We start from the raw sequence: 26,761 nt of genomic DNA on the forward strand, positions 1-26,761 counted from the left end.
ATTATGAAAGCTGTATTACAACGTGTTGATCATGCTAGCGTTACTATCAATAATGAAGTTCATAATGAGATAGGTAAAGGTTTACTCATATTTTTAGGAATTACACAATTAGATACTCAAGAGGATATTGAATATTTAGTAAAGAAAATTCTTAATATGCGTATTTTCTCAGATGGCAAAGGTAAGATGAATTTAAGCCTTCTTGACACAATTGGTGAAGTTTTGGTGATTTCTCAGTTCACACTTTATGCATCTACAAAAAAAGGGAATCGCCCCAGCTTTATTAACGCAGCAAGACCCGATATCGCGATACCGTTATATGAAAGATTTAAAAAGGAATTGGAGAAAGCGTATTATTCTGATGTGGATAATTCCGCTTTCGCGAAAGCGAACTTTAAAACATCACCTATAAAATCTGGAGTCTTTGGCGCCGACATGAAAATAAGCTTAATAAATGATGGCCCAGTGACGATAGTAATAGATAGTAAAAATAAATAATCATGTCAATTAAACAATCACAACAGCAAGTAGATGAGTGGATTAAAAATCACGGTGTTCGATATTTTAACGAACTTACCAATATGGCTCAACTTACTGAGGAAGTAGGTGAGGTAGCTAGAATAATCGCTAGAAGATACGGTGAACAAAGTGAGAAGGAAAGTGATAAAAACAAGGATCTAGGTGAGGAACTTGCAGATGTTCTATTTGTTGTACTATGTCTTGCAAATCAAACCGGTACTGATCTAGAAGATGCCTTCAATAAAAAACTAAAAATAAAGACTGAAAGAGATCACGATAGGCACCATAATAATGAAAATTTAAAATGATAGCATTTAAGTTACATAAATGCGACCATCCAGATACTGATAAATTATTCAAAATTACAGGATCAAAAAGTGAGAGTAATAGATGGTTGATATTACAATCCTTGTTTAGTGATCTTGTTTTAAATAACCTATCAAATAGTGATGATACACGTTATTTAAAAAAGGCACTAGATTCTACAGACCATATTCTAGATATAGGTCATGCGGGAACGGCTATGCGTTTTGGAACTGCGTTATTCGCTTCTCAAGCAGGTAAGTCGGTAGTGATTACAGGTAGTGATCGTATGAAAGAGAGACCAATAGGAATTTTGGTTAACGCATTACAATCTATTGGAGCTCAAATTACGTACCTAAATAAGGAAGGATATCCACCTCTTGAAGTTACAGGAAAGAAACTAAAAGGAGGAACAGTAACCTTAAAAGCAAATGTAAGTAGTCAATTTATAACGGCTTTATGCTTAATTGCGCCGGTGTTAGAAAACGGTCTTGAAATCGAACTTATAGGTGAGGTTACCTCTAGACCTTATATAGAAATGACCTTGTCTATTTTAAAGAAAATAGGGTGTGATATCCAATGGGACGAGAATTTTGATGATAATGTTGAAAAAATAAGTATTCAACCTATAAAAAACGTTGATAAACTATCTCAAACAGTTGAATCAGATTGGAGTAGCACTGGATATTGGTATACTTGGGTCGCTTTTCAAAACATTGGGTATAAAATTTCCTTAGAATCCTACTACAACGATTCTATGCAGGGCGATAGTAAACTACAGGATATTTATAAAAAATTTGGAGTAGAGACTAGTTTTGAAGGGAATAAACTCATTTTAACTAAGACCTCGGATACGATAGATCAACAACTTCATTTTGATTTAACGGAGCAGCCCGATCAGGCGCAAACTATTTTTGTTACCTGTTTAGGTTTAGGTATAAATGTTGAACTCACAGGATTACATACTCTCAAAATTAAAGAAACAGATAGGATAGAAGCAATGAAGGAAGTGGGATCACGCTTTCGCGAAAGCGTAATTACCACTACATCCGATTCTATAAAACTCATTCTGCCTCACAACAGTAAATTGTTACATGATTTTGTAGTTGATACTTATCACGATCATAGAATGGCACTTTCATTTGCTCCATTGTGCAAGTTTACTGACGTTCAAATTAATGATCCAATGGTAGTCACAAAGAGTTACCCAAACTATTATGAGCATCTAAAATCAATAAATGTGTCGATTACAGAAATTTAAGAGTTATTTTGCTTGACAAGGCCTATTTCGAAATTGTATATTTGTATTAAATTCAAAATTAGTTAAATGAAGTTATCGAATTTCGGTTATAATCTACCACAGGATCGTATTGCACAATACCCTGAAGAAAATAGAGATGAGTCTAAACTCATGGTCTTGCACAGGAAATCTGGAAAGATAGAACATAAACTTTTTAAGGATGTAATCGATTATTTTGATGAAAAGGATGTCTTTGTAATGAATGATACAAAGGTGTTTCCTGCAAGATTATACGGTAACAAGGAGAAAACAGGTGCTCGTATAGAGGTTTTCTTGTTGCGTGAACTTAATCCTACTACCAAACTTTGGGACGTGCTAGTAGATCCTGCTCGTAAAATTAGAATAGGTAATAAATTATACTTTACTGAGGATGATAGTCTAGTAGCTGAGGTAATTGATAATACTACTAGTCGTGGTAGAACATTGAGATTTTTGTTTGATGGTACCTATGAAGAATTCAGAAAGAAATTAAAAGATCTAGGAGAAACACCATTACCTAGAGAACTGGATCGTGATGTAGAGGAAAACGATGAAGAACGTTACCAAACGATCTTTGCACAAAATGAAGGTGCTGTCGCAGCACCTGTAGCTGGTCTTCACTTTTCTAAGCATTTGTTGAAGCGCATGGAGATTAAAGGTATTGACGTAGCAAATGTTACCATGCATATTGGATTAGGTACATTTGCTCCTGTTGAGGTCGAGGATCTTTCAAAGCATAAAATGGATAGCGAGCAGGCGTTTATTTCACAAGCTACCTGTGATGCTGTAAATGAAGCTATCGATAATAAACGTAATGTAGTTGCTGTTGGGACAACAACTATGCGCACACTAGAAAGTTCTGTGAGTAGTGATGGTCACCTTAATACATACGACGGTTGGACAAGTAAATTTATTTTCCCACCGTATGATTTTAGTATTGCTACAGCTATGATAACCAACTTTCATCCTCCTAAATCTACTTTAATGATGCAGGCAGCTGCTTTTGCTGGTTATGACTTTTTAAAGGAAGCTTATGATATCGCATTAAAAGAAGGTTACAGATTTAGTACCTACGGTGATGCAATGTTAATCATTGATTAATCGATAAAAATTATAAGAATTTACTTAAAAACCAGCCTATAAGGCTGGTTTTTTGTTTTATCACGGAATAATTAGCTTGATTATTATATTTTTAAGACCTCTTTAAATAATAGTATGAAATATTTTCCCCTTTCATTAATAACTGTGTTTATATTCAGTTTGTTTAGTCACGCACAGGATTCGTCAAAACCTTTTTCCTGGGGTTATGAAGGAAGTTATCAGGCTAATATCGAATCTTTTACTGGTGTTCCTTTTAAAAAACTAGCTAAAGAAGATGCCAAAAATGATTTAGATAAAAGTACACCTTGGCGATTTGGATATGATTTTGCCACTAATATAGACCCAGGTACTCATGGTGAGTATATTAATCTACCAAATGGTGATCGGGTATGGCGCGTTAGAATTCAGTCACCAGGTGCAAAAACGATAAATTTATTTTTTGATTGGTACAAGTTAGCGAAAGGTGCCAGGTTATTTGTTGCTGCCTATGACCAATCTGATAGGACAAAGGAACTTACTTATCTACAAAATAATCCTAATGACGCAATTGGGATTTGGCCAGTTAAAAGTGATGATGTTTGGGTTGAGTTGTATGAACCATCAGACGTTGTAGGTCAATCTATTTTGGAAATCGCAAACGTAGTTCACGGTTATAGAACAATAGGAGAATCACCAGACGCAAAAGCTTTAAATGACTCGGGATCCTGTAATCAAGATGTTGATTGTGATATAACACCACCAGGTGCCGATCCTTTTAACGTTAATCAGAAAAAGGAAGATGTTAAGAAAAGTGTAGCTATGATGGTAGTTGGGAATTCTGGAGTTTGTACAGGTTCGCTAGTCAACAATACAGCTCAAAATGGAGAACCATTATTCTTAACGGCAAATCACTGTGGTAATCAGGTATCAAGTTGGTCTTACAGATTTAATTGGCGTAGTGATAATCCATCTTGTGGAACTACTGCAAATAGTGGTAATGGAGGCTTTGATCAGACTGCTGTAGGAGCGACGTTACTTATGAATAACTCTGGTAGTGATACCACTTTAGTTAGAATTACAGATGCTGGCTTCTTTAATTCTACCAATCCGCCAGATGTAGTTTGGAATGGTTGGAACCGATCTACAACCGCAACTCCTCAATTAAATTTTGGTGTACATCATCCTAGTGGTGATATACAAAAGGCATGTCGAGACGATCAAGGAGCAATTAGAACTTCAACTTCATTCAATGGTAATGGAAATGCTCAAATGTGGAGAATTGCAGACTGGGATTTAGGTGTAACCGAGAGAGGTTCTTCGGGTTCACCATTATTTGATCAAGATGGTAGAGTCATTGGGGTTCTTTCAGGTGGATCTGCCGCGTGTGTAGGAACAAATGATAACGGTGGATTTGATATATATGGAAGATTTGGCGTTGCGTGGGATCAGGGTACAACAGCATCTACACGTTTAAGAGATTGGTTAGATCCTAATGCGACTGGTGCAGTTACACTCGATCAATATCCTCCAATTAATCAGTTTCCAATTGATGCTGCGGTTAGTTTGCAAAACGCGCCTCAAGTGGTTTGCGGATCTACCATTTCACCGGATGTTGTTATACGTAATGCCGGTACACAACCATTGACAAGTGTCGATATAGTTTATAATTTTAATAATGGAGGTAATACAACTATTAGTTGGACAGGAAACCTTAGTCAAAATGCAACGGCTGTAGTTTCTTTACCTACTTTTACATTAAATTCAGGAAGTAATAATTTATTTGTTAATTTAATTAATCCTAATAATTCAACAGATCCAAATGTGTCCAATAATTCGGTCGTAGCAAATTTTACGAGAGATTCATCTCAATCATTTGTGGCAAACAACTTTGTAACGTTTAATATTACTACGGATAATTATGCCAATGAAACTTCATGGGAATGTTTAGATAGTTCTGGAGCTATAGTTGCAAGTGGAGTAAGAGGATCGCTTCCAGCAAACGCTACAACTTATAGCCGTACTATTCCTATTGTGCAAGGTGAATGTTACACATTTACTATAAATGATTCACAAAGTGACGGGATATGTTGTTCATTTGGTGCGGGAAGTTATAATCTGACTACGGATACAGGTGTTGTTATAACAACAGGTGGCCAATTTGGCGCTAGTGAAACAACTAAATTTAATGTTACCGATACCAGTAGTGTAGATGATTCTTTAGAAGAAGCCTTGAAAATATACCCAAATCCTTCTTCTGGACTGTTCACGATAGAATTTTCTCAGAAATCTAGTTATTCGTTATATAACCTTTCTGGTAAATTAATAAAAACAGGTCCTTTAGACGATAATAGCTCTACGTTAGATTTATCGAATCTTTCTAATGGTATGTATTTTTTAAGCGTTGAAGTAAATGATACTACGCTTACGCGAAAGCTCATAAAGAGGTAACGTATCAAAAGTAATTATTCAATATAAACGTCTTGCAAATTGTACCTTTGCAAGACGTTTTTATTATGATAAAAAAGAGAGATATAAGATCTTATACCAAAGAGGAGTTAAGAAACTTCTTTGAGGAGAATGGTGAAAAAGCTTTTAGAGGTAACCAAGTATACGAATGGTTATGGAAAAAAGGGGCTCACACGTTTGATGAAATGACAAATCTATCTAAGTCTACTAGAGTCTTTATGGATGAGCATTTTACCATCAATCACATTAAGGTTGACCACATGCAGCGCAGTAATGATGGGACCATAAAAAATGCGGTTAAATTACATGATGGTCTTGTGGTGGAATCTGTAATGATACCTACACCTACGAGAACAACTGCTTGTGTTTCTTCTCAGGTTGGTTGTAGTCTTAATTGTGAATTTTGCGCTACTGCAAGATTGAAAAGAATGCGTAACCTTAATCCTGACGAAATTTATGATCAGGTAGTAGCTATAGATAAACAAAGTAGAATTTATAATAATAGGCCTTTATCCAATATCGTGTTTATGGGTATGGGAGAACCATTAATGAATTATAATAATGTTCTTAAGTCTATTGAAAAAATAACGGGAGACGAAGGTTTAGGTATGTCACCTAAACGGATTACTTTATCAACTAGTGGTATTCCAAAGATGATTAAAAAGCTGGCTGATGATCAGCCTAAATTCAATCTAGCACTCTCCTTGCACAGTGCAATCGATGAAAAAAGGACTCAAATAATGCCTTTTAACGAACAGTTTCCTCTTGAAGATATTGCTGACTCTTTAAAATATTGGTACAATAAAACAGGAACCAAGGTTACTTACGAATATGTTGTGTGGAAAGGAATAAATGATCAAAAAGAAGATGTTGATGCGTTGGTTGATTATTGCAAAATAATACCGTGCAAAGTGAATATTATAGAATATAATAGTATTGATGATCCAAGATTTGAGCAAGCCTCAAAACAAGCTTTAAATATGTACGAAAAAACACTTGAAGCTAATGGTATAGTTGTTAATGTACGTCGTAGCCGTGGTAAGGATATTGATGCCGCCTGTGGACAATTAGCTAATAAGGAATAATTAATTCTGAAGATTTAAGGATTGAATTCCGGAGTAGTTTATACTTAAACTCCGTGTTTTAAAACCGTTAGAGTACATTTTAAAATCTTGCTCATCCGTGCTTTCTTGATTAAAATCATATTCCCAAACTACTCTTTTGTCCATCGTTACTTCTCTGATAATATTACCGGCTGTGCTAGTTATTAATATGTTTCCATTTCTTAATCTTTGACATCCTGAAGTTAGTTTTGACAAAATAGAATTAGAAGAATACTCCCAACTTACATTTGATGGTATGTTACCGATGTCTAGAATGCTTGGATAATTGCCGATTTCAGAAATATTTACGTTTATCGCCTTGACTGTTGAATATTCAACATTATCCAGATTATCAAAAACCAGAAAATTTTCGAATTGTCCATTACTCTTGAAAAATGAAGCGTCGTGTTGTCCTGTTATTTTTCTATCATTACTATTTCCTGTCTTAAAGTTTACAGGATTTCCCCATCTAAATAATATATCGCCTCCTTTACCATAAGTTCCACCTAAGCTAGTCCTGGCCTCTTCGGTACTAGTACTGTGATCAATTATAAAAAATTCATTCAAAGTGCGACTGTTAATTATTATTTGATCAAATTCGGTGATATAATTAAGACTATTCACGTGTGTATAATTTTCTCCTCCAGCACCAAGATTTACATCAAATAACTCAGGATGGTCTGCGATATCGCCATAGTTGCTTCGATTCACATCAAAGTCTTGGATTATGTGGTCCCATAATGACCATTCCCAAATGATATTAGCCTGATTATTTCCTGCTGGTTGTATTTCAATTACTTTATCAATGACTAACCTGTTGTCAAACAGTTTATTTGGATCTCTTCCAGCTTCCACGCACAAATTAAAATCTATAACTTCCCAAACACTTGCTAGAATATTGCCATTGGGTAATAGCGCTATGTCATGATGAAGAGCTTGAGTTGAATTATCTAATTGCCATTCCCAAACTAGTGCGTTGTTTTTATCTATAATTTGTAATTTTCCAGTTTTACCAGGAATATTAATTCCATTATCCGCATTCGTAAATATACTTCTTACTACGGAACCGTCTTTCATCAAATAAGCCATGAGAACTTCGTCACCTTCATTTGACCACGACTGTTGTAATTTACCAGTTCGATCTATTAGATAGGTCGTGTCTTGTCGCATGGGCGTTATTAAAATATAATCATCCTCAAAATGATCGTTCTCATATACAGTGATAGCTTGATTAAGAGCTGGTTTTAAAATTTGATTATCGTCTTGATTGCAAGAAATTAAGAAGATTACTAAGATTAAAACGGAAATGTAGGAATATTTCATAGATATAAAAAAAGCGCCCTTTTAAAGAGCGCTTTAAAAATACAAATAGTATTAGTTATTTTTTGATGAATTTGATTGATTGAGATCCATTATCACTTGAAGCTTTAATAATGTAGAAACCAGAATTCAGTTTAGATATATCTAGTGTTGAATCATTTAATGTTACGTCTTTCATTAAATTTTGTCCTAATGCATTGAATATTTCAATATTATTTATAACTAATTCACTTTCAATTTCTAAGAAATTCTGTGCAGGGTTAGGACTGATTGTAAAAAAGTTAGCGTCTTTATCTTCAACTGAAGCTACATTTTCAGTTGTAAAAGACCATACAGGTTGATTTAATGCTTCTACACCGTTGTTTGTTGGTACAACCTGCCAGTAATAAGTTGTGTTCCCAGTTAAACTCAGAAATCTAGCAGCAGTATTGGTGAATGTAGTAGTCAAATCATTTAAAGTAGTAGGACTATCACCTAATCTTATTGTATATGCAGTTGGTTGTTGTCCACTAGGATCTTGCATCCAACTTATGTCTACGGCATTATCTGGATTTCCGTCGTTGTCTCCATCAGTAGTGTCTACTGTTACATTTACAGCGCCATCCGCAGGTGTTGGTCCAATCGCATTTGTTGGAGGAGTTCCAGAAGGAGTTTCAGTTGTAAAAGACCAAACTGGGTTATTGGTTGAACTACCGCTTCCATTGATAGCGACGATCGACCAATAATAAGTAGTATTAAAGTTATTTCCTGTAATTCTTACGCTAGTTCCTGTAAAAGTAGTTGCTTGAGTAAGATTATTCAAAGCAGCAGGGTCAGTACCGTATAGGATATCATATTCAGTTGCTGGAGAGCCTGTCGTTGAAGGTACCCACGAAAGTTGAACTGCATTATCAGCAGCACCATCGTTGTTATTATCTGCTGTATCAATAGTTACATTTGTTGCCATGTCAGCAGGAGTTGGTGTTGTTACTGAATTAGGCGGCCCAGTTACAGGAACAAAACTAGCAGTAAAATCAAATGGAACCGTAGAAGACCATCTGTCTTCCCAAGCAATATAATAAGTTGTCCCACTTGTAACATTAAATGATCCAGTTGAAGTAAGGTTAGATGGGTAGCTCACATCATCTGTAAAACCTTCACAAACTAAACTTGAACATGATCCCGAATATACTGAGACTTGAGTATCTACGTTATTGTTTGCAGCTAAATCTGAACTTAAATTGAGCACACCATTTGCAGTAGCTGTATAAGAAAACCAAGCAGATCCGGTTGATTGTGCTGTGTATCCTGTACAGTCAGGAGTGGCTACCGTAGTTCCATAGGCGGTAACTGTGTTGTTTGAAGTTAATGATATTGGTAAGGCGTTTGAACAATCAGATTGTGAAAAACCAATCGCGCTCAACAACAATAAGGTTAATAGAGTAATTTTTTTCATGAGTTAAGTTTTATTAATAATCGTTAAAAATAGGAACTTTAATTGAGAAACAGGTTCATTTTTTACTGACTTAACGTTAAAAAACATTAAACAAATTTTATTTTAGATTAAAGGTCATTTCATTAGATTATCTGTGAAAACAAAAATTCACTTTTATGAATTCTATAAATTAATTAGAGCTTTTCTTAATATTTTTGCATCACATGAAGATTGTTGAGCAAATTAAACAACCCATAGGTCATGAAATGGAACTTTTTGAGCAAAAGTTCAGGCTTTCTATGGCATCTCGTATTCCATTGCTCAATAGGATTACTCATTTTATTGTAAACCGTAAAGGAAAACAAATGAGACCCATGTTTGTTTTTCTAGTGGCCAAGATGATAGGTGGTGGACAAGTAAACGAACGCACTTATAGAGGTGCCGCGGTAATCGAACTTATTCATACCGCAACGCTAGTTCATGATGATGTGGTGGATGATAGCCTGAAAAGACGTGGTTTCTTCTCGGTAAATGCTCTGTGGAAAAATAAAATTGCAGTTCTAGTAGGTGATTATTTATTGAGCAAAGGATTGTTATTGAGTATTGATAACGAGGATTTTGATTTGCTTAAAATAATCAGTGTAGCTGTGAGAGAAATGAGTGAGGGCGAGCTCTTACAGATAGAAAAAGCAAGACGTCTTGATATTACTGAAGAGGTTTATTACGATATAATTAAAAAGAAAACCGCTACCTTAATAGCTGCATGTTGTAGTCTAGGAGCATGTGCCGTAGCCCCATCAAGCGACCATGTTGAGAAAATGCTCAAGTTTGGTGAGCTTATAGGAACTGCTTTTCAAATCAAGGACGACCTCTTTGATTATGGGAACGAGCGTATAGGGAAACCTACGGGAATCGATATTAAGGAACAAAAGATGACCTTGCCACTTATTCACACATTAAATACTTGTAGTGCAGACAAGCGCAAATGGCTTATCAATTCGGTTAAACGCCACAACCGTGATAAAAAAAGAGTAAGAGAAGTGATTCAATTTGTCAAAGATCATGGCGGTCTGGATTATGCCATTAAAGCAATGTATCAATACAAGAATGCAGCTTTGGAGATTTTAAACACTTATCCAGATTCTGAGTATAAACAGTCTTTACGCATGATGGTAGATTATGTGATTGATCGTAAAAAATAAGCATGAAGCTTTTTACGCTTTCGCGAAAGCGTAATTCAAATTATCCTTTTTTTAAAAACAAATCATACTACATTTAAGTAGGTATACCTTTTCATACTAATAGGTTACTCTATTAAAATGAGTACCTTTGCAAATGCTAAAAACAAGAGATGAGTATAGTTGCGATTGTAGGAAGACCGAATGTAGGAAAATCTACCTTTTTTAATAGATTAATACAGCGTAGAGAAGCCATTACCGATGCCGTAAGTGGTGTGACTCGCGACAGGCATTATGGTAAAACCGACTGGAATGGCCGTGAGTTTTCTGTAATTGATACGGGTGGATATGTAATAGGTAGCGACGATGTTTTTGAAGCGGAAATTGATAAGCAGGTAGAGCTTGCAATTGATGAGGCTGATGCGGTCATTTTCATGGTAGATGCCGAGGATGGAATTACCAGCATGGATGAGGATGTTGCAAAAATTCTTAGAAAAGTTACAAAACCTATATTTCTTGTTGTAAACAAAGTAGACAACGTACAGCGCATTCAAGATGCGTATGAATTTTACAATTTAGGTCTAGGTGATTATTTCAATATCTCTAGTATAAATGGTAGTGGTACAGGTGATTTACTAGATGCTATAGTTGAAAAATTGCCAGAAAAAGAAGAAATTGAAGAGGAAGAATTACCTCGTTTTGCCGTTGTAGGTAGACCAAATGCAGGTAAATCATCCTTCATTAACGCTCTAATAGGTGAAGATCGTTATATAGTGACTGATATCGCAGGAACAACTCGTGATTCTATCGATACAAAATATAATAGATTTGGTTTTGAGTTTAATCTAGTAGATACTGCTGGAATACGACGTAAAAAGAAGGTTAAGGAAGATCTTGAGTTTTATAGCGTTATGCGTAGTGTAAGGGCTATAGAGCATTGTGATGTTTGTTTACTCGTTTTAGATGCAACAAGAGGCTTTGACGGTCAGGTTCAAAATATTTTTTGGCTTGCAGAACGTAATAGAAAAGGGATAGTTATTCTTGTGAATAAATGGGATCTGGTAGAGAAGGAAACTAACACGATGCGAGATTTTGAAGCTCAAATTCGCCGCGAGATGGAACCTTTCACTGATGTTCCTATTGTTTTTATGTCGGTTTTAAACAAACAGAGAATTTACAAAGCGATTGAAACTGCTGTAGAGGTCTATAAAAACAGGTCAAAGAAAATAAAAACAAGCAAACTTAATGAGGTTATGTTGCCTATCATTGAGAACAGACCACCGCCTTCAACCAAAGGGAAATATGTTAAAATCAAGTTTGTAACCCAATTACCAACTCCACAACCCCAATTTGCCTTCTTTTGTAATTTACCACAATATGTAAGAGAGCCTTACAAAAGATATCTGGAAAATCAGTTGAGAGAACATTTTGATTTTACAGGAGTTCCAGTAAGCGTTTACATGAGAAAAAAATAAAAGGGCAATAGTTTGAATTAGTTTTCGTTTGTAAATTACATTTGCTATGAAACTAACCAATCATGAAAAATTTGCTATTTACGCTGGTATTGATGACCAGTGCAGTTCTATTTGCCCAAAAAATAGAAATTAAAGGAGTTGTATTGGACTCCTTGTCAAATACAGGTTTACAAAGTGCAACCGTATTTGCTGAAGCTAAAAAAGACGCTACCTTAATTGCCTATTCGATAACTGATGAAAATGGTGCATTTACTATAAGTGGTAACACAAGTGTCGATAGTCTAGTATTTTATGCCTCGTATCAAGGGTATAAAGAATTCAGAAAAGAGCTCTTTATAAAGGATAATCGGGAAATAGATTTAGGACAAATCTCTTTAAGCAATCAAGTAGAAGAATTAGAAGGTGTGCTTGTAAATGCCAAAGCTGCGCCTATTCGAATTAAACAAGATACCTTAGAGTTTAATGCTGGATCATTCAAATCAAAAGAAAACGCTACACTAGAGGATTTACTAGAAAAATTACCAGGTGTAGAAATAGATAAAGATGGCACCATAAAGGTAAATGGTAAAAAGGTCAATAAATTATTAGTAAACGGAAAGGAGTTTTTTGGGAGTGATCCCAAAATTGCACTTAAGAATTTACCTAAGGAGATTATTGATAAAATTCAAGTCACTGAATCTAAGACAGAAGAACAAAAAATCCTCAAAGAGAAAAGTGATAACAATGAGGCAGAAATTAACGTTGTCATTGCTGAAGATAAGAACAAAGGTTTTTTCTCTAGATTCACTGCTGGCGCTGGAACTGATGAACGATACTCCTTGAGTGGTATTGCTAATTATTTTAACAAGGATCTTCGTATCAGTGTACTAGGAGCTGGTAACAATATAAATTCACCTGGTTTTAGCTTTGATGAAGTGTTTGATGCAATGGGAAGTCAGGCGTTCTCAATATCCAGAAGTTCAAACGGTTCCTTTGGTGTTAATGGATTCAACTTCGGTGGTGGTGGTGATGGTATTACTACGAGTCAAAGTGGCGGAATCAATGTTTCTAATGATTGGGGTAAGAAGGTAGAATTAAGTGCAAATTATTTTTACGGAGGCAGTGAAACTATAAGCGCCACCCAATCGAGAAGAGAAACCTTTTTACCTGATCGTAGTTTTATCAATAATTCTTCAAATGATTCTAGATCAGACGGTTTTAATCACAGAATGCGAGCAGAGTTAAAGGTTAGGCCAGATACTCTAACGACTATAACTTTTACACCTGAATTTAATTCGAGTCAAAATCAAAGTAATTCCAGTAGCAATTCAATTGCGTCAAATCCCGACGGAAGTATTATTAATGACGTGGAAACTTTAAGCTCCAACGATTCTGAGTCAACAAATTTCAGTGGAAACTTTTATGTTTTTAGAGGAACTTTAGGCAAAAAATGGAGTTTTTCAGCTAGTGGAAATTTATCCTTGAATAATTCTGACAATCTAAATGATTTTAATAGTACACGGAATACTTTTGGAACTTCACCTAGCACTGAAATCCAAAATCAACTAATTGATCAGGAAAATAACATCAGGTCATATAGAATAGCACCCAAAATTAATTATAAGGTTCATGACTCTTTAAGCTTTTTTACTGAGTATACCTATAGGAATCAAAATCAGGAAAATATACGAAGCGTATTTGATAGAGATTCGGGTACTAATTTATTTAATCAAGCACAAAGTACTGATCAGGAAATTAATACCTTGGAACAACGGGCCGTATTAGGAGGAAGATATAAGTTGGGCAAATACAGATTGAATCTTTCTACGGGTTTGATACGACAAAGTTTAGATAATAATGATGGTCTTAGATCATTTGACTTTGAAAAAGAATTTACTAATCCTTATTTGAACGCCAGGATTACTAAAAGTTTTGGAGAAAATGGTTATCTAAGTTTAAGCTTTAGGAATGATATTAGTCTACCAGCAGCAAATCAATTACAGCCTGCTGAAGATAGAACAAACCCTCAAAACATTATAATAGGTAATCCAGATTTGAATGCCATAAAAAATAATCGTGTGAATTTCTACTATAGCGATTATAACTGGAAAGAGCAATCTGGATTATATGCCGGTGGATCTTTAAACTTTGTAAACGATAGAGTTGTAGCAAGTACCATAACAGATGAAGATCTGATTAGGACGACAACTTATACCAATGTTGATGGTGTGTTTAATTCATATGTTTATGTGAGTTACAGCAAAAGTTGGAAAAAAGACAATTCAAAAATTAAAGTAGGATCAGGTCTAGATGTAGGTTATGATGAGAACAAAGGTTTTACACAGAATATCCTATTTACTACAAAAAGTACAAGAATTAACCCTAGAGTATATGTGAGTTATGATATTGATGATTTATTGGACGTAAAATTGTCCTATGATCCTAGTTTTAATAAAACTAAATTTGATAACGCGCCATTTCAAGAGCAAGATTTTACTAATCAACAAGTATCAATAGACCTAACTACATACTGGCCTAAAAAGGTCACTTTTGGGCTAAGAGGTGAGTATAATAAGTTTGGGAATATAGAAGCTGGGTTTGATGATGATTCCTTGATTCTAATAGGTAGTTTAGGTTACTCGTTTGCAAATGATAAGGCTAATTTTAAAGTTAAAGCCTATGATATTCTCAATCAAGTAATAGGTACAAGAAGAACAGTAGCTAGTGATTATGTTCAGGATACTAATACTTTAGTATTACAACAATACTTTATGTTTAGTTTTACTTATAAACTTTCAACTTTTACTAAGAAGAAATCGGAGAATTCAATCATTTTTATGGATTGATAACTAAGTAACATAAATAAGATATGGTACTAAGTTATCACAGCATATTATTGGGTTATTGATTAACTTGCGCGGTTAAATAATAAGCCCTGCAACGTTTCCCTATCATACGAGTAATTATTCCTGCCTACAATGAACAAGATTCGATAGGTCATGTGATAAAAGATATTCCAAAAATTGTGACAGAAGTTGTCGTTTGTAGTAACAACTCAAGCGATGATACCGTCCTAGTTGCTAGAAATGCTGGTGCTACTGTGGTTGAAGAGCCAAATCCTGGCTACGGAAATGCATGTTTAAAAGCAATGGACTACATCGCGCAATTAAATGAGCGCACAGATATTATTGTTTTTTTAGATGGTGACTATAGTGATTATCCAGAACAGTTAATTGAGCTAGTGAATCCTATAATAAACGACGATATTGATGTAGTAATTGGAGCTAGGGTTTCAAATTTACGTGAAAAGGGAAGTATGACACTACCTCAAATATTTGGAAATTGGCTGGCAACTACCCTTATGAAATGGATGTTTGCAAGTAAATTTACAGACCTTGGCCCGTTCAGAGCTATCAAATATGATAAGCTATTAGCCTTGAATATGCAGGATAAAACTTACGGTTGGACTGTAGAATTACAGCTTAAGGCTCTAAAGAATAAATATACCTATTGTGAGATTCCTATGAAGTACCGCAATAGAATAGGAGTGTCAAAGGTGTCAGGTACTGTTAAAGGTGCTATCTTTGCAGGCGTTAAAATTTTAACGTGGATTTTTAAATACGGTATTAGGAAATGATTTTTGAGTGGATATGTATTGTGATTTATTCTATAGCATTAATATTAATTATGCTTTATGCTTTTGCGCAACTCAATCTGCTGGTTAACTACTTAAAAGCCCGTAAAAATCAAACAGATAACGATCCCGTTTTTGATTTGACAAACACAGCCGAGGTTCCATTTGTAACCATACAATTACCAGTTTTTAACGAAGCTTACGTTATGGAGCGATTGCTAGATAATATTGCTTTAATGGATTATCCTAGACATAAGTTAGAGATTCAAGTATTAGATGATTCTACGGATGAGACAGTTAAAACCACTGCAGCACATGTTGATAAACTGGCTGCAACTGGATTAGATATTAAACACATCACCAGAACAAATCGTGTTGGGTTTAAAGCAGGAGCTCTTAAAGAAGGTTTAGAAATCGCAAAAGGTGAATTCATAGCGATTTTCGACGCAGACTTCTTGCCAGAGTCTGATTGGCTTAAAAAAACCGTTATCTATTTTAAAAATCCTGAAATAGGAGTAGTTCAAACTCGTTGGGGTCATTTGAATAGAGATTTTTCCATTTTAACTCAAGTTCAAGCCTTTGCTCTCGATGCTCATTTTACTCTAGAGCAGGTTGGAAGGAATAGTAAAGGACATTTTATCAATTTTAATGGTACCGCAGGAATATGGCGTAAACAAACCATTATCGAGGCAGGAAATTGGGAAGGAGATACCCTAACCGAAGATCTAGATCTAAGTTATCGAGCGCAGCTCAAAGGTTGGAAATTTAAATATTTAGAAGATGTAACTACACCAGCAGAGTTACCTATTGTTTTAAGTGCTGCTCGATCACAGCAATTCAGATGGAATAAAGGAGGTGCCGAAAACTTTAGAAAAATGGCAAAACGAGTGGTGACCAACAAGTCACTATCTTTTAAGTCTAAAGTCCATGGTATATTACATCTATTGAATAGTACTATGTTTTTAAACGTACTTATAGTAGGTGTTTTAAGCGTTCCCATGTTGTTCATTAAGAATACTTACGCTCACCTAGCGCCTTACTTTTATGCAATGAGCTTTTTTGTTCTTAGCTCAATTATCTTTTTTATATGTTATTGGTTCATGTATAAAAACACCTATGGTGGTGGTTTTAAAAACTTCATTTCCTACATTGGAATGTTTTTCACCTTTTTCTCGATTGCTATGGGATTCTCATTACATAATTCTATAGCTGTTATTGAAGGTCATATAGGTAAACGCAGCGAATTTGTGCGCACTCCAAAGTTTAATCTAGCAGCAGTAGGAAAAAATTGGAAATCCAATAAATATCTACGAAAAAACTTAAGTAAAAATCTAATTATTGAGTTTTTATTGATTCTCTATTTTGCATTTGGAATTGTTGCAGCTTTTTATGTAGGTGATCAAGGTGGAGACTTTGGATTACTTCCATTCCATTTGATGTTAATGATTGGGTTTGGATTCGTTTTTATTCGCAGTTTAACAGATAAACAATAATGAAACGCCGTATTAAAAACGGTCTAGGTCTTACTACCATTATATGTTGCGTACTATACGCTTTTTTCTTTACGCTTTCGCGAAAGCAATTCTATCAACTAACAGTTACATATATATTACTATTTATTGGTTTAGCCTGTTTTTGGTGGTTGTTTAAGGAATTTAATAGATCTTACTCTCAACTAGTCGATCAAGATGAAACACTCTTTCAAAAGCGTAGAACTGCTATCCTGATAGGAACCGTAGGAGTTCTATTAAGATTAATGATTTGGGAAGTGACTCCCAATCTCTCTCAAGATTTTTTTAGATTTATATGGGATGGTCATATGTTGCTTAATGGATATAATCCCTATTTATATATTCCAGATGAGATCATTGGAGAGGCATCGTCCTTTATCCCTAATGCCCAGGTATTAAGAGCTTACATGGGAGATTTAAGCGCTAGTCATTATACCAACTATCCGCCGCTTAATCAGTTTTTCTTTGCAGTTGCGGCTGCGTTAGGCGGTAAAAGTATAACGGCTACGGTTATTTTTATGAGATTGTTCATTATTCTAGCCGATGTAGGAACACTTGTAATCATGGTTAAATTATTAAAACAACTGGGTAAACCTGATTACTATAGTCTGTTGTATTTCTTAAACCCTTTTGTCCTCGTGGAGTTGACGGGTAATTTACATTGGGAAGGTGTGATGGGCTTTTTTATGCTACTAGCGTTTTACTTATTATTAAAACTAAAAAAATGGTGGAGCGCATTATTCATGGGATATGGAATATTATTAAAACTCATGCCTTTGTTGATATTACCTATATTACTTAATCGAATTAAGTTCAGTAAAATTATCCCTTATTATTTATTCATTTTAATTGTAGTAGGAATAGGATTTCTACCATTCTTGTCCATTGAGCTTTTTGATAAATACAGTAACAGTGTAGGCTTGTGGTTTGGTAAATTTGAATTTAATGCCTCTGTTTATTATCTAGTTCGTGATGTAGGTTATGGTCTTGTAGGTTACAATACTATAGGAAAGATAGGGAAGATTCTACCTTTTTGTACTCTAATAAGTGTGTTACTTATTACATACTTTAGAAATAACCGCACACCAGTTGGTTTATTCACTAGTGTAATGTTCGCCTTTTGTTTGCATTTGCTCTTTTCTACCACCGTACATCCTTGGTATCTAGTAATACCCTTATTATTTAGTGTTTTTACCAAATATAGATTTATGGTAGTTTGGTCTGCTTTCATATTTCTAAGCTATTATGCCTATTCAAATTCTAATTATCAAGAGAATTTGTGGTTGATTGCTTTTGAATATGTGGTTGTAATAGGTTATTTCATTTACGAGTTATTTTATTTCTCCAGAAATCGGGAAAACACAACAAATGTGAATAAAAATGTATCTTTATACCGTTAAACCATCCATCAAATGAAAAAAATCATTATTGTTCTTTTGATTATAATAGTCGGTTTTCTAGCCTATGATTTCTATAAAGATTGGCGCCGATTGCATCCTGATAATGCAAATTATGAGGCCAGTGAAAAGATTGATATTACTTATCATGATGATAGCGTTTTATTTTCCTATTATGAAGCTATTGAAGATTTAAACTCCTATGTTCAATATGAATGGAGTGTGAATGATGTGGATGTAATTAACCCATCAGATGACGATATAGAAACGCAACGCGCGATTAAAAAATATGCATCAAAACGAGCTTTAGTAAAATATCTGGAAAATAAACTTGAAAATAGTGCTCATTTAAAATCTGAGGGATGGACCAACGATGAAATCCAAAAGAAGGAACTAGGAATTACACAGCAACCTCAACCATCAAAAGTATTGCCGTTATATAAGGATATGCTAGTTTCTTTTCCCAAAAATGAATTGAAAACTGGTAGTCGAGGAGTACTTGTCTATGAGGTTCAAAAACTTCTCAACAAGGCACTGAAAGATAGTATTGTAGTTGACGGTGTTTATAGCACTATGACTACACAAGCTGTAAGTAAATTCGAGTCAGCACATAGCTTATTTCCTGACGGACAGCTCGATGCGCTGACTCTCGAAAAACTTGTTGAGGTTACGACAACATCTGTAAATTAATCACTTCTTGTTGAGTAAGCTTTCTATAGTGGCCTCTAGGTAGGTCTTTTTTGGTTAAACCGTGAATCATAACAACATCCATAGAGGATACTGAGTAATCTAAACTCTCAAAGATCTCTTTTACGATACTTTCCTTATTTATGGAAAGCTCTATACCAATTTCGTTACTGCGACCGTTTTCAATGTAATTGATATCATTAACATGAATTTCTTGTCCATCGATAATAAGCCCTTCACGTATTTTTAGAAGGTCAGCATATTTCAAACTACGTTCTAACGTGACTTGATATAATCTCTTTAGTTTTAGGTTAGGATTATTAAGTTTATTGGCCATTTTAATATCTGTGGTAAATATCATTAGTCCTAATCCAGTTCTATTAAGTTTACCAACATGATGTAAGTGGTATCCACTTGCATTACGCATTAAATCATCAACTGTTTTAGAAGCCTTATCTCCTTTGTTAGCCGTAATAAATCCTTTTGGTTTATTTAGTAGGTAATACTCATTCCTTCTAGGAGTGATAGATTGGCCATCAAATTTCACGTGATCGTCTGGCTGCACTCGATAACCCATTTCTGTAACAGGTTTGTCATTAACAAAAACACTACCAGCTGCAATAAACACATCGGCTTCTCTACGACTACAAATTCCAGAATTGGCTATGTATTTGTTTAAACGAATACCTTTTGTATCGTCGCTAGTTGAGGAACTTTCGTTTTTCTTGCGTTTTATGTATTGTTTCTTAGTAACAGGTTTTCCTGTTCTAGATGTACCTATAATTTGATTTTTACCACCGCGAGTGTTGCGTGTAGATTTGCTTTTAGAATTACTATTAGCTGGTCCCTTACGTCCTCCTTTTCCCTTATTCATCTCTGCTATTTTTTTGCAAAGATAATATTTTGAAAGACCTGTGCTTGAGAGAGATGAATTTATTTAAATTTTATGGTCGACTGCCTATCTCTGTTCACATGTAATTGAGTGACGTCTGGTCTAGAGTAATGTCCAACTGCATCAAAATTTTGACGTTCTTCATAAACACGGTGAAGGTCTAGAGTAGCCGTTATTAACTCTTCATTCCCAACTTGTGGTTCAATAATCCATTTCCCATCTGGTCCTGCGATACAACTACCACCGTTGGTTAGTACTTCAGGAGCATTTGTTAGAATTTCATCTAAATGAGGAGTGTTTTTTGGAAAATCAGATTTAAACATTGTACTCGCAACACTTAAAACAAAGGTGCGTCCTTCTCTTGCGATGAATCTGGTAATGTCTTTAGTATTGTGGTCACTACCAGGCCAGCAAGCTACATGTAAATTAGTGCCTTGTGCGTACATCGCAGCTCTAGGAAGTGGCATCCAGTTTTCCCAACAGTTTAAACCACTTACGGTAAAATCTTTCAATGGGTGAGTTACTAATCCATTACCATCACCTGGTGCCCATGTCAACCTCTCGTCATAGGTAGGTTGCAATTTACGGTGCACGCTTTGTATTAAACCTTCTTGATTGATGTAAACAAAGCTTGCATATAAACTATGGCCGCCACGATCTTCCGGTCTTTCTATTATTCCTAAATAAATTGCCATTTTATTCGCTTTCGCGAAAGCGCATACCTCATCTAGCTCTCCTTTTTCTATACAAATTGCGTTTAAACTGTAGTGTCTATGCAGTTCTTTGACAATCTTTTTATTCCAAGCAGCCCCATCGGTAAGTGCTAGCCAAAATGGGTATCCTGGTAATAAGCCTTCTCCAAAAGCTACTAGTTCTACTTGCTGATTTTTTGCTTGCTCCAGCGTATTCAATATTTTTTTTAATGTAGCTTTTTTATCAAGCCATACAGGGCTTATTTGCGCTAGTCCTACTTTTATTTTAGAATTATTCATTATATGAAGTCCTTTAATCTATTTATTATGGCTGGTAGGTCAATTAATAATATGGAAAATACGCCTACGCCAATTATAACTTTGAGAATAAAATGGATTAATAAATATTCCCGTTTTCTTTTTGAAGACCATAATAAGGGTAAACATACCAGTAGCGCTCCAGCAACCATCGCAAAATAATACTTCATGTCACCTACATTGTAGGTGGTTATAAGAATGGATGCTGGGATAATTGCTATGAATGTAAGAAAGGTATAAAAGGTTTTACTCGCTTTAATTCCTAAAACAACAGGAATAGTGTGATAATTTTGAGCTAGGTCACCACGTAAATTTTCTAGGTCCTTAATAAGTTCACGCATTCCCAAAATCAAAAACAAAAAGGACCCATGAATAAGAATCACTGGTAAGAAATTACGATAATACATGAATAGAACAAAAAACGGACTTATGGATAGCAATGCCGCCATCAAATTACCTAGAAATAAAATTCTTTTGAGTTTATGTGAGTACAACCACATGGCAAAAATGTAGAATGCAAAAAATGTTCCAGCACGCCACGAGACTATCGAGCCTAACAAAAAGGCAATGGCATTAAGGGTAAAATACACAGACCATAACGTTGATCGACTTACCTGATTTTCTAAAAAGGTTTTTTGAGGTCTATTGATTAAATCCTTTTCACGGTCGTAAAAGTTATTTATAATGTAGCCACTGGCAATGGCGCTAGCACTAGCTAAAATAAGGAGCCACAATTTATAGTCGAGCAAAAGACTTTTTACTGGCAATTCTGGAGCGATGATAAAAACACTAGCCAGTAATTGTGCCACCGCTATTAGCCCCACGTTGTACAACCTCACCGTGCTGAAAAGGCTTAACGATTTAACCAATAACGTGCGTAAACTTTGTTTGTTCCTAGATTGATATGATTGTTCCAGATTCACAGTTCGAATTTACAGACAAATTATCACAACTGTGTTAATACTTATTCAATTAGAGTTAATGGTCGTAGCTCATCCTGTGTGCATCTAGTTTTACAAATACAAAGAGTAGTACGGTAAAGCCCCATAGACCACTTCCTCCATAGCTTACAAAGGGTAGTGGTATTCCTACAGTAGGTAATAGTCCTAGCACCATGCCTATATTTACAAAAAAATGAATAGTAAAAATACCGGCGACACCATAACCGTAAACTCGAGCAAATTGATTGCGCTGTCTTTCGGCCATGATGACTAATCTGTAAATAAGAGCCATGAATAATAACACTACGGCACTAGCACCTACAAACCCTAATTCCTCGGCTATAGCGGTGAATACAAAATCTGTATGCTGCTCTGGGACGTAGCCACCTTGTGTTTGAGATCCTTTAAGTAAACCGGTTCCTGTCCATCCACCATGTCCTATGGTAATAAGACTTTGGTTTAAGTTATAGCCTATTCCTTTATTGTCTTCCACACGTCCTAGAATAATATCAATACGATTACGATGTCTATCGCTTAGTACGTTTTCAAATACAAACTGTGTGGAAAACGTATAACCAATTGCTAGAAATGCAGTAATTATATACAACCATTTACGTGGTGGAGCGAGTCGTTTTTTATGTTTACGCTTTCGCGAAAGCAAGTACATAACTACAACAACAACTAGTACACCTATCGAAACTACTATAGGTCCTATTGCAAGTGCACCTACAAAAAGTCCTACCGCTAGTAAGCCCAATGTGAGAAACCATAAAGACAATCCTTCACGATATAAAGTAAAGAAAAACGCGGAATATACTAATGCACTTCCAGGATCAGGTTGCGGGATTATGAGCAGTGGTGGCAATAGGATAATTCCTCCTACAATTAATAAATGCTTTTTGTTTTTTAGAGTTACATTGAGCTGGCTTAAATACTTGGCTACTGCTAGTGCCGTAGCAAATTTTGCAAATTCACTAGGTTGTAAACCAACACTTCCAAAGGAATACCAAGATCTGGCGCCGCTTATTTCTTTTCCAAATACGAAAAGACCTAACAAGGAAAGCATGGAGACGACATAAATAACACCTGCAAAGCGTTCATAAAATTTAGGCTCTATAGCTAAAATAATAACGATAAGAAGCAGGGCTAGGGCAATCCAAATGAATTGTTTACCGTACTCAACATTCATATCCCAGATACTGGAATATGTTTCAACATTAACACTAGAGTAAATCGCTAGCCATCCTATAGTAATTAAACCTAGAAAAATGAAAATAGTGTAAAAATCGTATTTAGGTTTGTCTCCTATTCTCATTATTTAAGTAAGCCATTGTCTGGAGCATATATGTGTTTATTCTCCTCTGTAATTAAACCTCTATCTACCGCTTCATTAATAAGAAATTCTTCACCACTGTAGGGTTTTGCATACTCATATTCCAGACTATGAGTAAGTAAATATTGTTCTAAATCTGTCCTGGTAATTTCGCCTTTGATGTGTTTCTCAATCATTAAACTGGCAATTTTAGCAGCATATCTTGAACCCCAATACCCATTCTCTACAAAAACTGCAATCGCTATTTGTGGATCGTCCTTAGGAGCAAATGCAATAAAAACAGAATGATCTGTAAGTTGTTTCGTTTTTCCATCAATTCGCATTTTATTCTCAACCGTTCCAGTTTTTCCACAAATTTCTATTCCTGGAATTTGTGAGTATTTTGCAGTTCCACTTTTATACACCTCGCTCATTCCTTCAATCACGGGTTCAAAATGTTCGGGACTTATAGTGGTATATCTTTTAGTTGTGTAGTTTTCCTCTGTGATAGGGTTTCCATTAATTTTTTTAATGATATGTGGTGTGTAAAAGTATCCTCTATTAGCAATTGCAGCTGTCATATTTGCGAGCTGAATAGGAGTAGCTTCAACTTCTCCTTGTCCAATTGCATTTGATATTGTGGTAGGAGCATACCACTTAAACTTATAGTTGTTGTTATAGAACTCGCCGTCTGGAATTCTACCGGCGCGACCTACTGGTAGGTCATAACCTAAATAATCTCCCAAACCAAAACTAGAAATATGCTTGTTCCAATTATTCATTCCAGCCGTTGGAGAACTTTCTTTTTCTATGATTCTTCTATATACTTGAGCAAAATAGGAGTTGCAACTTTCTGCTATTCCTAACTCCATGCCCAGTGGACTGCGATGATAATGGCAACCTAAAGGTTTGCGACCACCGTAATCATACCCGTGATTACATCTTAATTTTTCGTTAGGTCTAATTACTCCTTCTTCTAGACCTACAAGTGCGTTTAAGACTTTGAAAGGTGATCCAGGTGCATATTGTGCCTGTAGAGCACGATTAAAATCAGGAAGTCTTATGGTGTCTCGTAAGATCGCATTTATATTTTTTGATCGATCTCTACCCATCAGAATACTTGGGTCGTAATTAGGGGCAGTTATTAAGCTAAGAATTTCACCTGTCTTTGGTTGTATAGCGACAATTCCACCTCGCTTATTCTTCATTAAAAGTTCACCATAAGCTTGAAGATCATTGTCTAGAGTTACAGTAAGATCACTACCTGCTACTGTTTCTATATCATATTTCCCATTTTCATACGATTCTAACTCTCGACCGTAGACATCACGACGGTATATTTTTTTACCTTTAATTCCTCGCAATGTATCCTCATATTGAAGTTCGATCCCACTTTTACCGGCAAGGTCTCCTAGGTCGTAGTAAGGGTCTTTTTTAATCTTTGAAGTGTTTACCTCTCTTATATAACCTAAAACACTTGCGCTATGATCTACAAGGTATTTTCTTAACGATCTACGTCTTACGAAAAATCCCTTATACTTTCTTAGTTGTTCTTGAACTGGAGCATATTCCTCTTGAGTAAGTTGTGGTATGATAACACTGGGCTTGCGAGTAGACCAGCTTTTGGCCTTGTTTAATTGGTTGAGAAGTCTAGTGGTGTCAATCTTAAGTAACTTACATAGGGCTAAAGTGTCAAACTCTTTGACTTCTCTAGGTGTTACCATGATATCATAAGCTACTTGATTACCTACCATTAATTCTCCATCGCGATCATAAATAAAACCACGCTCTGGGTAATCATAAATTACCTTTTGAGCATTTTCAACTGCTTTTTGCTTATAGCTGTCAGTAGAGATTTGTAAATAAAAAAGCCTAGCGATAAACACTATTCCAATTACGGTTACTAGAAATAAAAGAAGGAGTTTTTTCATCTTACAACCTTAGGTTTTACTAAATATATAACTAGCAATGATATAAGTAAACTTAAGCCACCTATGGCAAACGTGTCTTTAACGGCCATGAGTATATGACTCATGTTAAAATATATAAGATTGAAAAATATAAAATGATGTATCAGTATTCCAAGAATCAGTAGTAGTAATAATCGATCAAAATTAGATTGAATTACTTTTAAATTTTTCATTTTATAACTTTCTCCATATATAATACGTAAAAGAAACGGTCTCGAAAAAGCTAAAACCAGGCAGGATGTGGCGTGTGCACCACCGGTATCTTGAAAAGTGTCTATTAATAATCCCAGAAGAAAAGCAGCAATTAAATAAAGTGCTCTATTATGTTCTACAGGGTATAGTAACAGGATGATGACATATATGATAGGATTAATAAACCCTAAGAAGTACACATGATCCAATACAAAAACTTGTAAGAACAATATAAGCAGTATTGAAAAAGCGGTATATATACTTTTTTTAGTCATTTAGTCCGAGTGTGTCAATTTCCTTTAATTGAGGTAAAATTTTGTTTTTAACCACATATACATAACCTAAATCAGTTAGGTCATTAAAAAGTTGTACATCGATTTTATACTTGGCTCCATTATCGATAAGCTCAGCTTTTTTAATAGTGCCTATTTCTATATTAGGTGGGAATAAAGTGGATTGCTTACCTGTGATAATGGTATCGCCTTTTTTAACTTGTGCAAGTCTGGGAACATCTTCTAAGCTTAGGTAATAAGGATCCTGTCCATCCCATTTTAAAGACCCAATAACATTACTTCCCTTGATTTGTGCATTAATTGAAAGATCAGAGCTCAAAACAGATATTACTCTAGAATAATTGGAATTGGACCTATCAATTATACCGATGATACCTTTGTCTGTAATGACACCCATATCTGGTTCAATTCCATTTTTCTCACCTATGTCTAGAGTTAAATAATTATCCTTTTTGAGAAAACTATTTTTAATGACTTTTGCAGGTATTACTTTATAAGTAGATTGTGCAATAACTGTAGTTGTATCGATTCTTAAAGTATCTGCTTTCAGGCCGTCAAGTAACATTCTAAGTTTTGCATTTTCATTTGCAAGTTCTTGATTTACTTGTTTCAGATTAAAATAGTCTGCAACAGACTGTTTTGAACTTAAAGCTCCGCCAGTAAAGTTGCCGCTAGAATGAATAAATTGATACCTAGTATAGTCGTGTGACTGTACGGTTAAACTGATTGATATAACAAGTAAAAACAGGAACAGCAATAAATTTCTGTACTTGATCAGAAAGTTAATAATTTGCTGCATAGGTTAT

Annotated in this window: 22 protein-coding genes; 13 read left to right on the forward strand and 9 right to left on the reverse strand. The window is 35.2% G+C overall.

The genetic code is table 11. The features are described 5' to 3' along the window. The first annotated feature begins 3 nt into the window (after window positions 1-3). From dtd to rlmN, 6 genes are all read left to right on the forward strand, one after another. On the forward strand, window positions 4-498 hold the full coding sequence (dtd, locus tag AAT17_RS09020) for a D-aminoacyl-tRNA deacylase (RefSeq protein ID WP_060523748.1): 495 nt from the start codon (window positions 4-6) through the stop codon (window positions 496-498). Between the two features lie 2 nt (window positions 499-500). After that, on the forward strand, window positions 501-827 hold the full coding sequence (locus tag AAT17_RS09025; protein ID WP_060523750.1) for a nucleotide pyrophosphohydrolase: 327 nt from the start codon (window positions 501-503) through the stop codon (window positions 825-827). Then, window positions 824-2,083 carry a 3-phosphoshikimate 1-carboxyvinyltransferase gene (locus tag AAT17_RS09030; protein WP_060523752.1) on the forward strand — a complete coding sequence of 420 codons (1,260 nt, stop codon included), beginning with the start codon at window positions 824-826 and terminating at the stop codon, window positions 2,081-2,083. Before AAT17_RS09025 ends, AAT17_RS09030 begins: the two co-directional genes overlap by 4 nt. A 66-nt stretch (window positions 2,084-2,149) precedes the next feature. After that, entirely contained in the window at window positions 2,150-3,202 is a 1,053-nt protein-coding gene (queA, locus tag AAT17_RS09035; RefSeq protein ID WP_060523754.1) for a tRNA preQ1(34) S-adenosylmethionine ribosyltransferase-isomerase QueA, read from the forward strand. 114 nt (window positions 3,203-3,316) lie between these two features. Beyond that, complete coding sequence (locus AAT17_RS09040; protein ID WP_060523755.1) at window positions 3,317-5,629, forward strand: T9SS type A sorting domain-containing protein; 2,313 nt, start codon at window positions 3,317-3,319, stop codon at window positions 5,627-5,629. Window positions 5,630-5,691: 62 nt separating this feature from the next. After that, complete coding sequence (gene rlmN, locus AAT17_RS09045; RefSeq protein ID WP_060525064.1) at window positions 5,692-6,732, forward strand: 23S rRNA (adenine(2503)-C(2))-methyltransferase RlmN; 1,041 nt, start codon at window positions 5,692-5,694, stop codon at window positions 6,730-6,732. On the opposite strand, the gene AAT17_RS09050 is transcribed toward rlmN, so the two are convergent. Both AAT17_RS09050 and AAT17_RS09055 read right to left on the reverse strand, forming a co-directional pair. Beyond that, a complete protein-coding gene (locus AAT17_RS09050; RefSeq protein WP_060523757.1) occupies window positions 6,733-8,073 on the reverse strand; it encodes an aryl-sulfate sulfotransferase in 1,341 nt (446 codons plus the stop codon). It lies immediately after the preceding gene. Window positions 8,074-8,128: 55 nt separating this feature from the next. Next, a complete protein-coding gene (locus AAT17_RS09055; RefSeq protein ID WP_060523759.1) occupies window positions 8,129-9,505 on the reverse strand; it encodes a T9SS type A sorting domain-containing protein in 1,377 nt (458 codons plus the stop codon). A 203-nt stretch (window positions 9,506-9,708) separates the two neighbouring features. Here AAT17_RS09055 and AAT17_RS09060 point away from each other — a divergent pair, with 203 nt between their 5' ends. The 7 genes from AAT17_RS09060 to AAT17_RS09090 all read left to right on the forward strand — a co-directional run bounded on the left by AAT17_RS09060 (window position 9,709) and on the right by AAT17_RS09090 (window position 19,348). After that, a complete protein-coding gene (locus AAT17_RS09060) occupies window positions 9,709-10,686 on the forward strand; it encodes a polyprenyl synthetase family protein (RefSeq protein ID WP_042279586.1) in 978 nt (325 codons plus the stop codon). A gap of 149 nt (window positions 10,687-10,835) precedes the next feature. Beyond that, window positions 10,836-12,137, forward strand: a complete 1,302-nt coding sequence (gene der, locus AAT17_RS09065; protein WP_060523761.1) for a ribosome biogenesis GTPase Der — start codon at window positions 10,836-10,838, stop codon at window positions 12,135-12,137. A gap of 62 nt (window positions 12,138-12,199) precedes the next feature. Continuing rightward, window positions 12,200-14,962: an outer membrane beta-barrel protein gene (locus tag AAT17_RS09070; protein WP_060523764.1), complete on the forward strand. Its 2,763-nt coding sequence runs from the start codon at window positions 12,200-12,202 to the stop codon at window positions 14,960-14,962. 89 nt (window positions 14,963-15,051) lie between these two features. After that, window positions 15,052-15,753 (forward strand): glycosyltransferase family 2 protein, encoded by a 702-nt coding sequence (locus AAT17_RS09075; RefSeq protein ID WP_060523766.1) that lies wholly within the window; start codon window positions 15,052-15,054, stop codon window positions 15,751-15,753. Next, on the forward strand, window positions 15,750-17,243 hold the full coding sequence (locus AAT17_RS09080; protein WP_060523768.1) for a cellulose synthase family protein: 1,494 nt from the start codon (window positions 15,750-15,752) through the stop codon (window positions 17,241-17,243). Before AAT17_RS09075 ends, AAT17_RS09080 begins: the two co-directional genes overlap by 4 nt. Beyond that, window positions 17,243-18,661 (forward strand): glycosyltransferase 87 family protein, encoded by a 1,419-nt coding sequence (locus AAT17_RS09085; protein WP_157539258.1) that lies wholly within the window; start codon window positions 17,243-17,245, stop codon window positions 18,659-18,661. Before AAT17_RS09080 ends, AAT17_RS09085 begins: the two co-directional genes overlap by 1 nt. A gap of 36 nt (window positions 18,662-18,697) precedes the next feature. After that, on the forward strand, window positions 18,698-19,348 hold the full coding sequence (locus tag AAT17_RS09090) for a peptidoglycan-binding protein (protein WP_172792952.1): 651 nt from the start codon (window positions 18,698-18,700) through the stop codon (window positions 19,346-19,348). On the opposite strand, the gene AAT17_RS09095 is transcribed toward AAT17_RS09090, so the two are convergent. From AAT17_RS09095 to mreC, 7 genes are read right to left on the reverse strand one after another with little or no spacing between them, the layout of a single operon-like run. Beyond that, window positions 19,326-20,219 (reverse strand): pseudouridine synthase, encoded by an 894-nt coding sequence (locus AAT17_RS09095; RefSeq protein ID WP_060523771.1) that lies wholly within the window; start codon window positions 20,217-20,219, stop codon window positions 19,326-19,328. The genes AAT17_RS09090 and AAT17_RS09095 overlap by 23 nt on opposite strands. Before the next feature lie 59 nt (window positions 20,220-20,278). After that, window positions 20,279-21,229 carry a carbon-nitrogen hydrolase family protein gene (locus AAT17_RS09100; protein ID WP_060523773.1) on the reverse strand — a complete coding sequence of 317 codons (951 nt, stop codon included), beginning with the start codon at window positions 21,227-21,229 and terminating at the stop codon, window positions 20,279-20,281. Then, window positions 21,229-22,170 carry a geranylgeranylglycerol-phosphate geranylgeranyltransferase gene (locus tag AAT17_RS09105; protein ID WP_060523775.1) on the reverse strand — a complete coding sequence of 314 codons (942 nt, stop codon included), beginning with the start codon at window positions 22,168-22,170 and terminating at the stop codon, window positions 21,229-21,231. The genes AAT17_RS09100 and AAT17_RS09105 overlap by 1 nt, the downstream gene beginning before the upstream one ends. A gap of 55 nt (window positions 22,171-22,225) precedes the next feature. Continuing rightward, window positions 22,226-23,503, reverse strand: coding sequence for a rod shape-determining protein RodA (gene rodA / locus AAT17_RS09110; RefSeq protein ID WP_060523777.1), 1,278 nt, complete (start codon window positions 23,501-23,503; stop codon window positions 22,226-22,228). Next, a complete protein-coding gene (gene mrdA, locus AAT17_RS09115; protein WP_060523779.1) occupies window positions 23,503-25,431 on the reverse strand; it encodes a penicillin-binding protein 2 in 1,929 nt (642 codons plus the stop codon). The genes rodA and mrdA overlap by 1 nt, the downstream gene beginning before the upstream one ends. Continuing rightward, a complete protein-coding gene (locus AAT17_RS09120; RefSeq protein ID WP_253279761.1) occupies window positions 25,428-25,937 on the reverse strand; it encodes a hypothetical protein in 510 nt (169 codons plus the stop codon). Before AAT17_RS09120 ends, mrdA begins: the two co-directional genes overlap by 4 nt. Next, on the reverse strand, window positions 25,930-26,754 hold the full coding sequence (gene mreC / locus AAT17_RS09125) for a rod shape-determining protein MreC (protein WP_042279612.1): 825 nt from the start codon (window positions 26,752-26,754) through the stop codon (window positions 25,930-25,932). The genes AAT17_RS09120 and mreC overlap by 8 nt, the downstream gene beginning before the upstream one ends. Window positions 26,755-26,761 lie beyond the last annotated feature (7 nt).

Origin of the sequence: Nonlabens sp. MIC269 (assembly GCF_001430865.1) — a bacterium.
Taxonomy (GTDB): Bacteria; Bacteroidota; Bacteroidia; order Flavobacteriales; family Flavobacteriaceae; genus Nonlabens; species Nonlabens tegetincola.

Excerpts from the sequence above, each read along its gene's own strand:
- AAT17_RS09100 (WP_060523773.1), bottom strand. The coding sequence starts at position 21,229 with ATGAATAATTCTAAAATAAAAGTAGGACTAGCGCAAATAAGCCCTGTA.
- AAT17_RS09040 (WP_060523755.1), top strand. The coding sequence starts at position 3,317 with ATGAAATATTTTCCCCTTTCATTAATAACTGTGTTTATATTCAGTTTG.
- queA (WP_060523754.1), top strand. The coding sequence starts at position 2,150 with ATGAAGTTATCGAATTTCGGTTATAATCTACCACAGGATCGTATTGCA.
- AAT17_RS09025 (WP_060523750.1), top strand. The coding sequence starts at position 501 with ATGTCAATTAAACAATCACAACAGCAAGTAGATGAGTGGATTAAAAAT.
- AAT17_RS09070 (WP_060523764.1), top strand. The coding sequence starts at position 12,200 with ATGAAAAATTTGCTATTTACGCTGGTATTGATGACCAGTGCAGTTCTA.
- AAT17_RS09055 (WP_060523759.1), bottom strand. The coding sequence starts at position 9,505 with ATGAAAAAAATTACTCTATTAACCTTATTGTTGTTGAGCGCGATTGGT.
- AAT17_RS09080 (WP_060523768.1), top strand. The coding sequence starts at position 15,750 with ATGATTTTTGAGTGGATATGTATTGTGATTTATTCTATAGCATTAATA.
- mreC (WP_042279612.1), bottom strand. The coding sequence starts at position 26,754 with ATGCAGCAAATTATTAACTTTCTGATCAAGTACAGAAATTTATTGCTG.
- AAT17_RS09050 (WP_060523757.1), bottom strand. The coding sequence starts at position 8,073 with ATGAAATATTCCTACATTTCCGTTTTAATCTTAGTAATCTTCTTAATT.
- AAT17_RS09120 (WP_253279761.1), bottom strand. The coding sequence starts at position 25,937 with ATGACTAAAAAAAGTATATATACCGCTTTTTCAATACTGCTTATATTG.
- AAT17_RS09095 (WP_060523771.1), bottom strand. The coding sequence starts at position 20,219 with ATGAATAAGGGAAAAGGAGGACGTAAGGGACCAGCTAATAGTAATTCT.
- AAT17_RS09060 (WP_042279586.1), top strand. The coding sequence starts at position 9,709 with ATGAAGATTGTTGAGCAAATTAAACAACCCATAGGTCATGAAATGGAA.
- AAT17_RS09030 (WP_060523752.1), top strand. The coding sequence starts at position 824 with ATGATAGCATTTAAGTTACATAAATGCGACCATCCAGATACTGATAAA.
- dtd (WP_060523748.1), top strand. The coding sequence starts at position 4 with ATGAAAGCTGTATTACAACGTGTTGATCATGCTAGCGTTACTATCAAT.
- mrdA (WP_060523779.1), bottom strand. The coding sequence starts at position 25,431 with ATGAAAAAACTCCTTCTTTTATTTCTAGTAACCGTAATTGGAATAGTG.
- rodA (WP_060523777.1), bottom strand. The coding sequence starts at position 23,503 with ATGAGAATAGGAGACAAACCTAAATACGATTTTTACACTATTTTCATT.
- der (WP_060523761.1), top strand. The coding sequence starts at position 10,836 with ATGAGTATAGTTGCGATTGTAGGAAGACCGAATGTAGGAAAATCTACC.
- AAT17_RS09085 (WP_157539258.1), top strand. The coding sequence starts at position 17,243 with ATGAAACGCCGTATTAAAAACGGTCTAGGTCTTACTACCATTATATGT.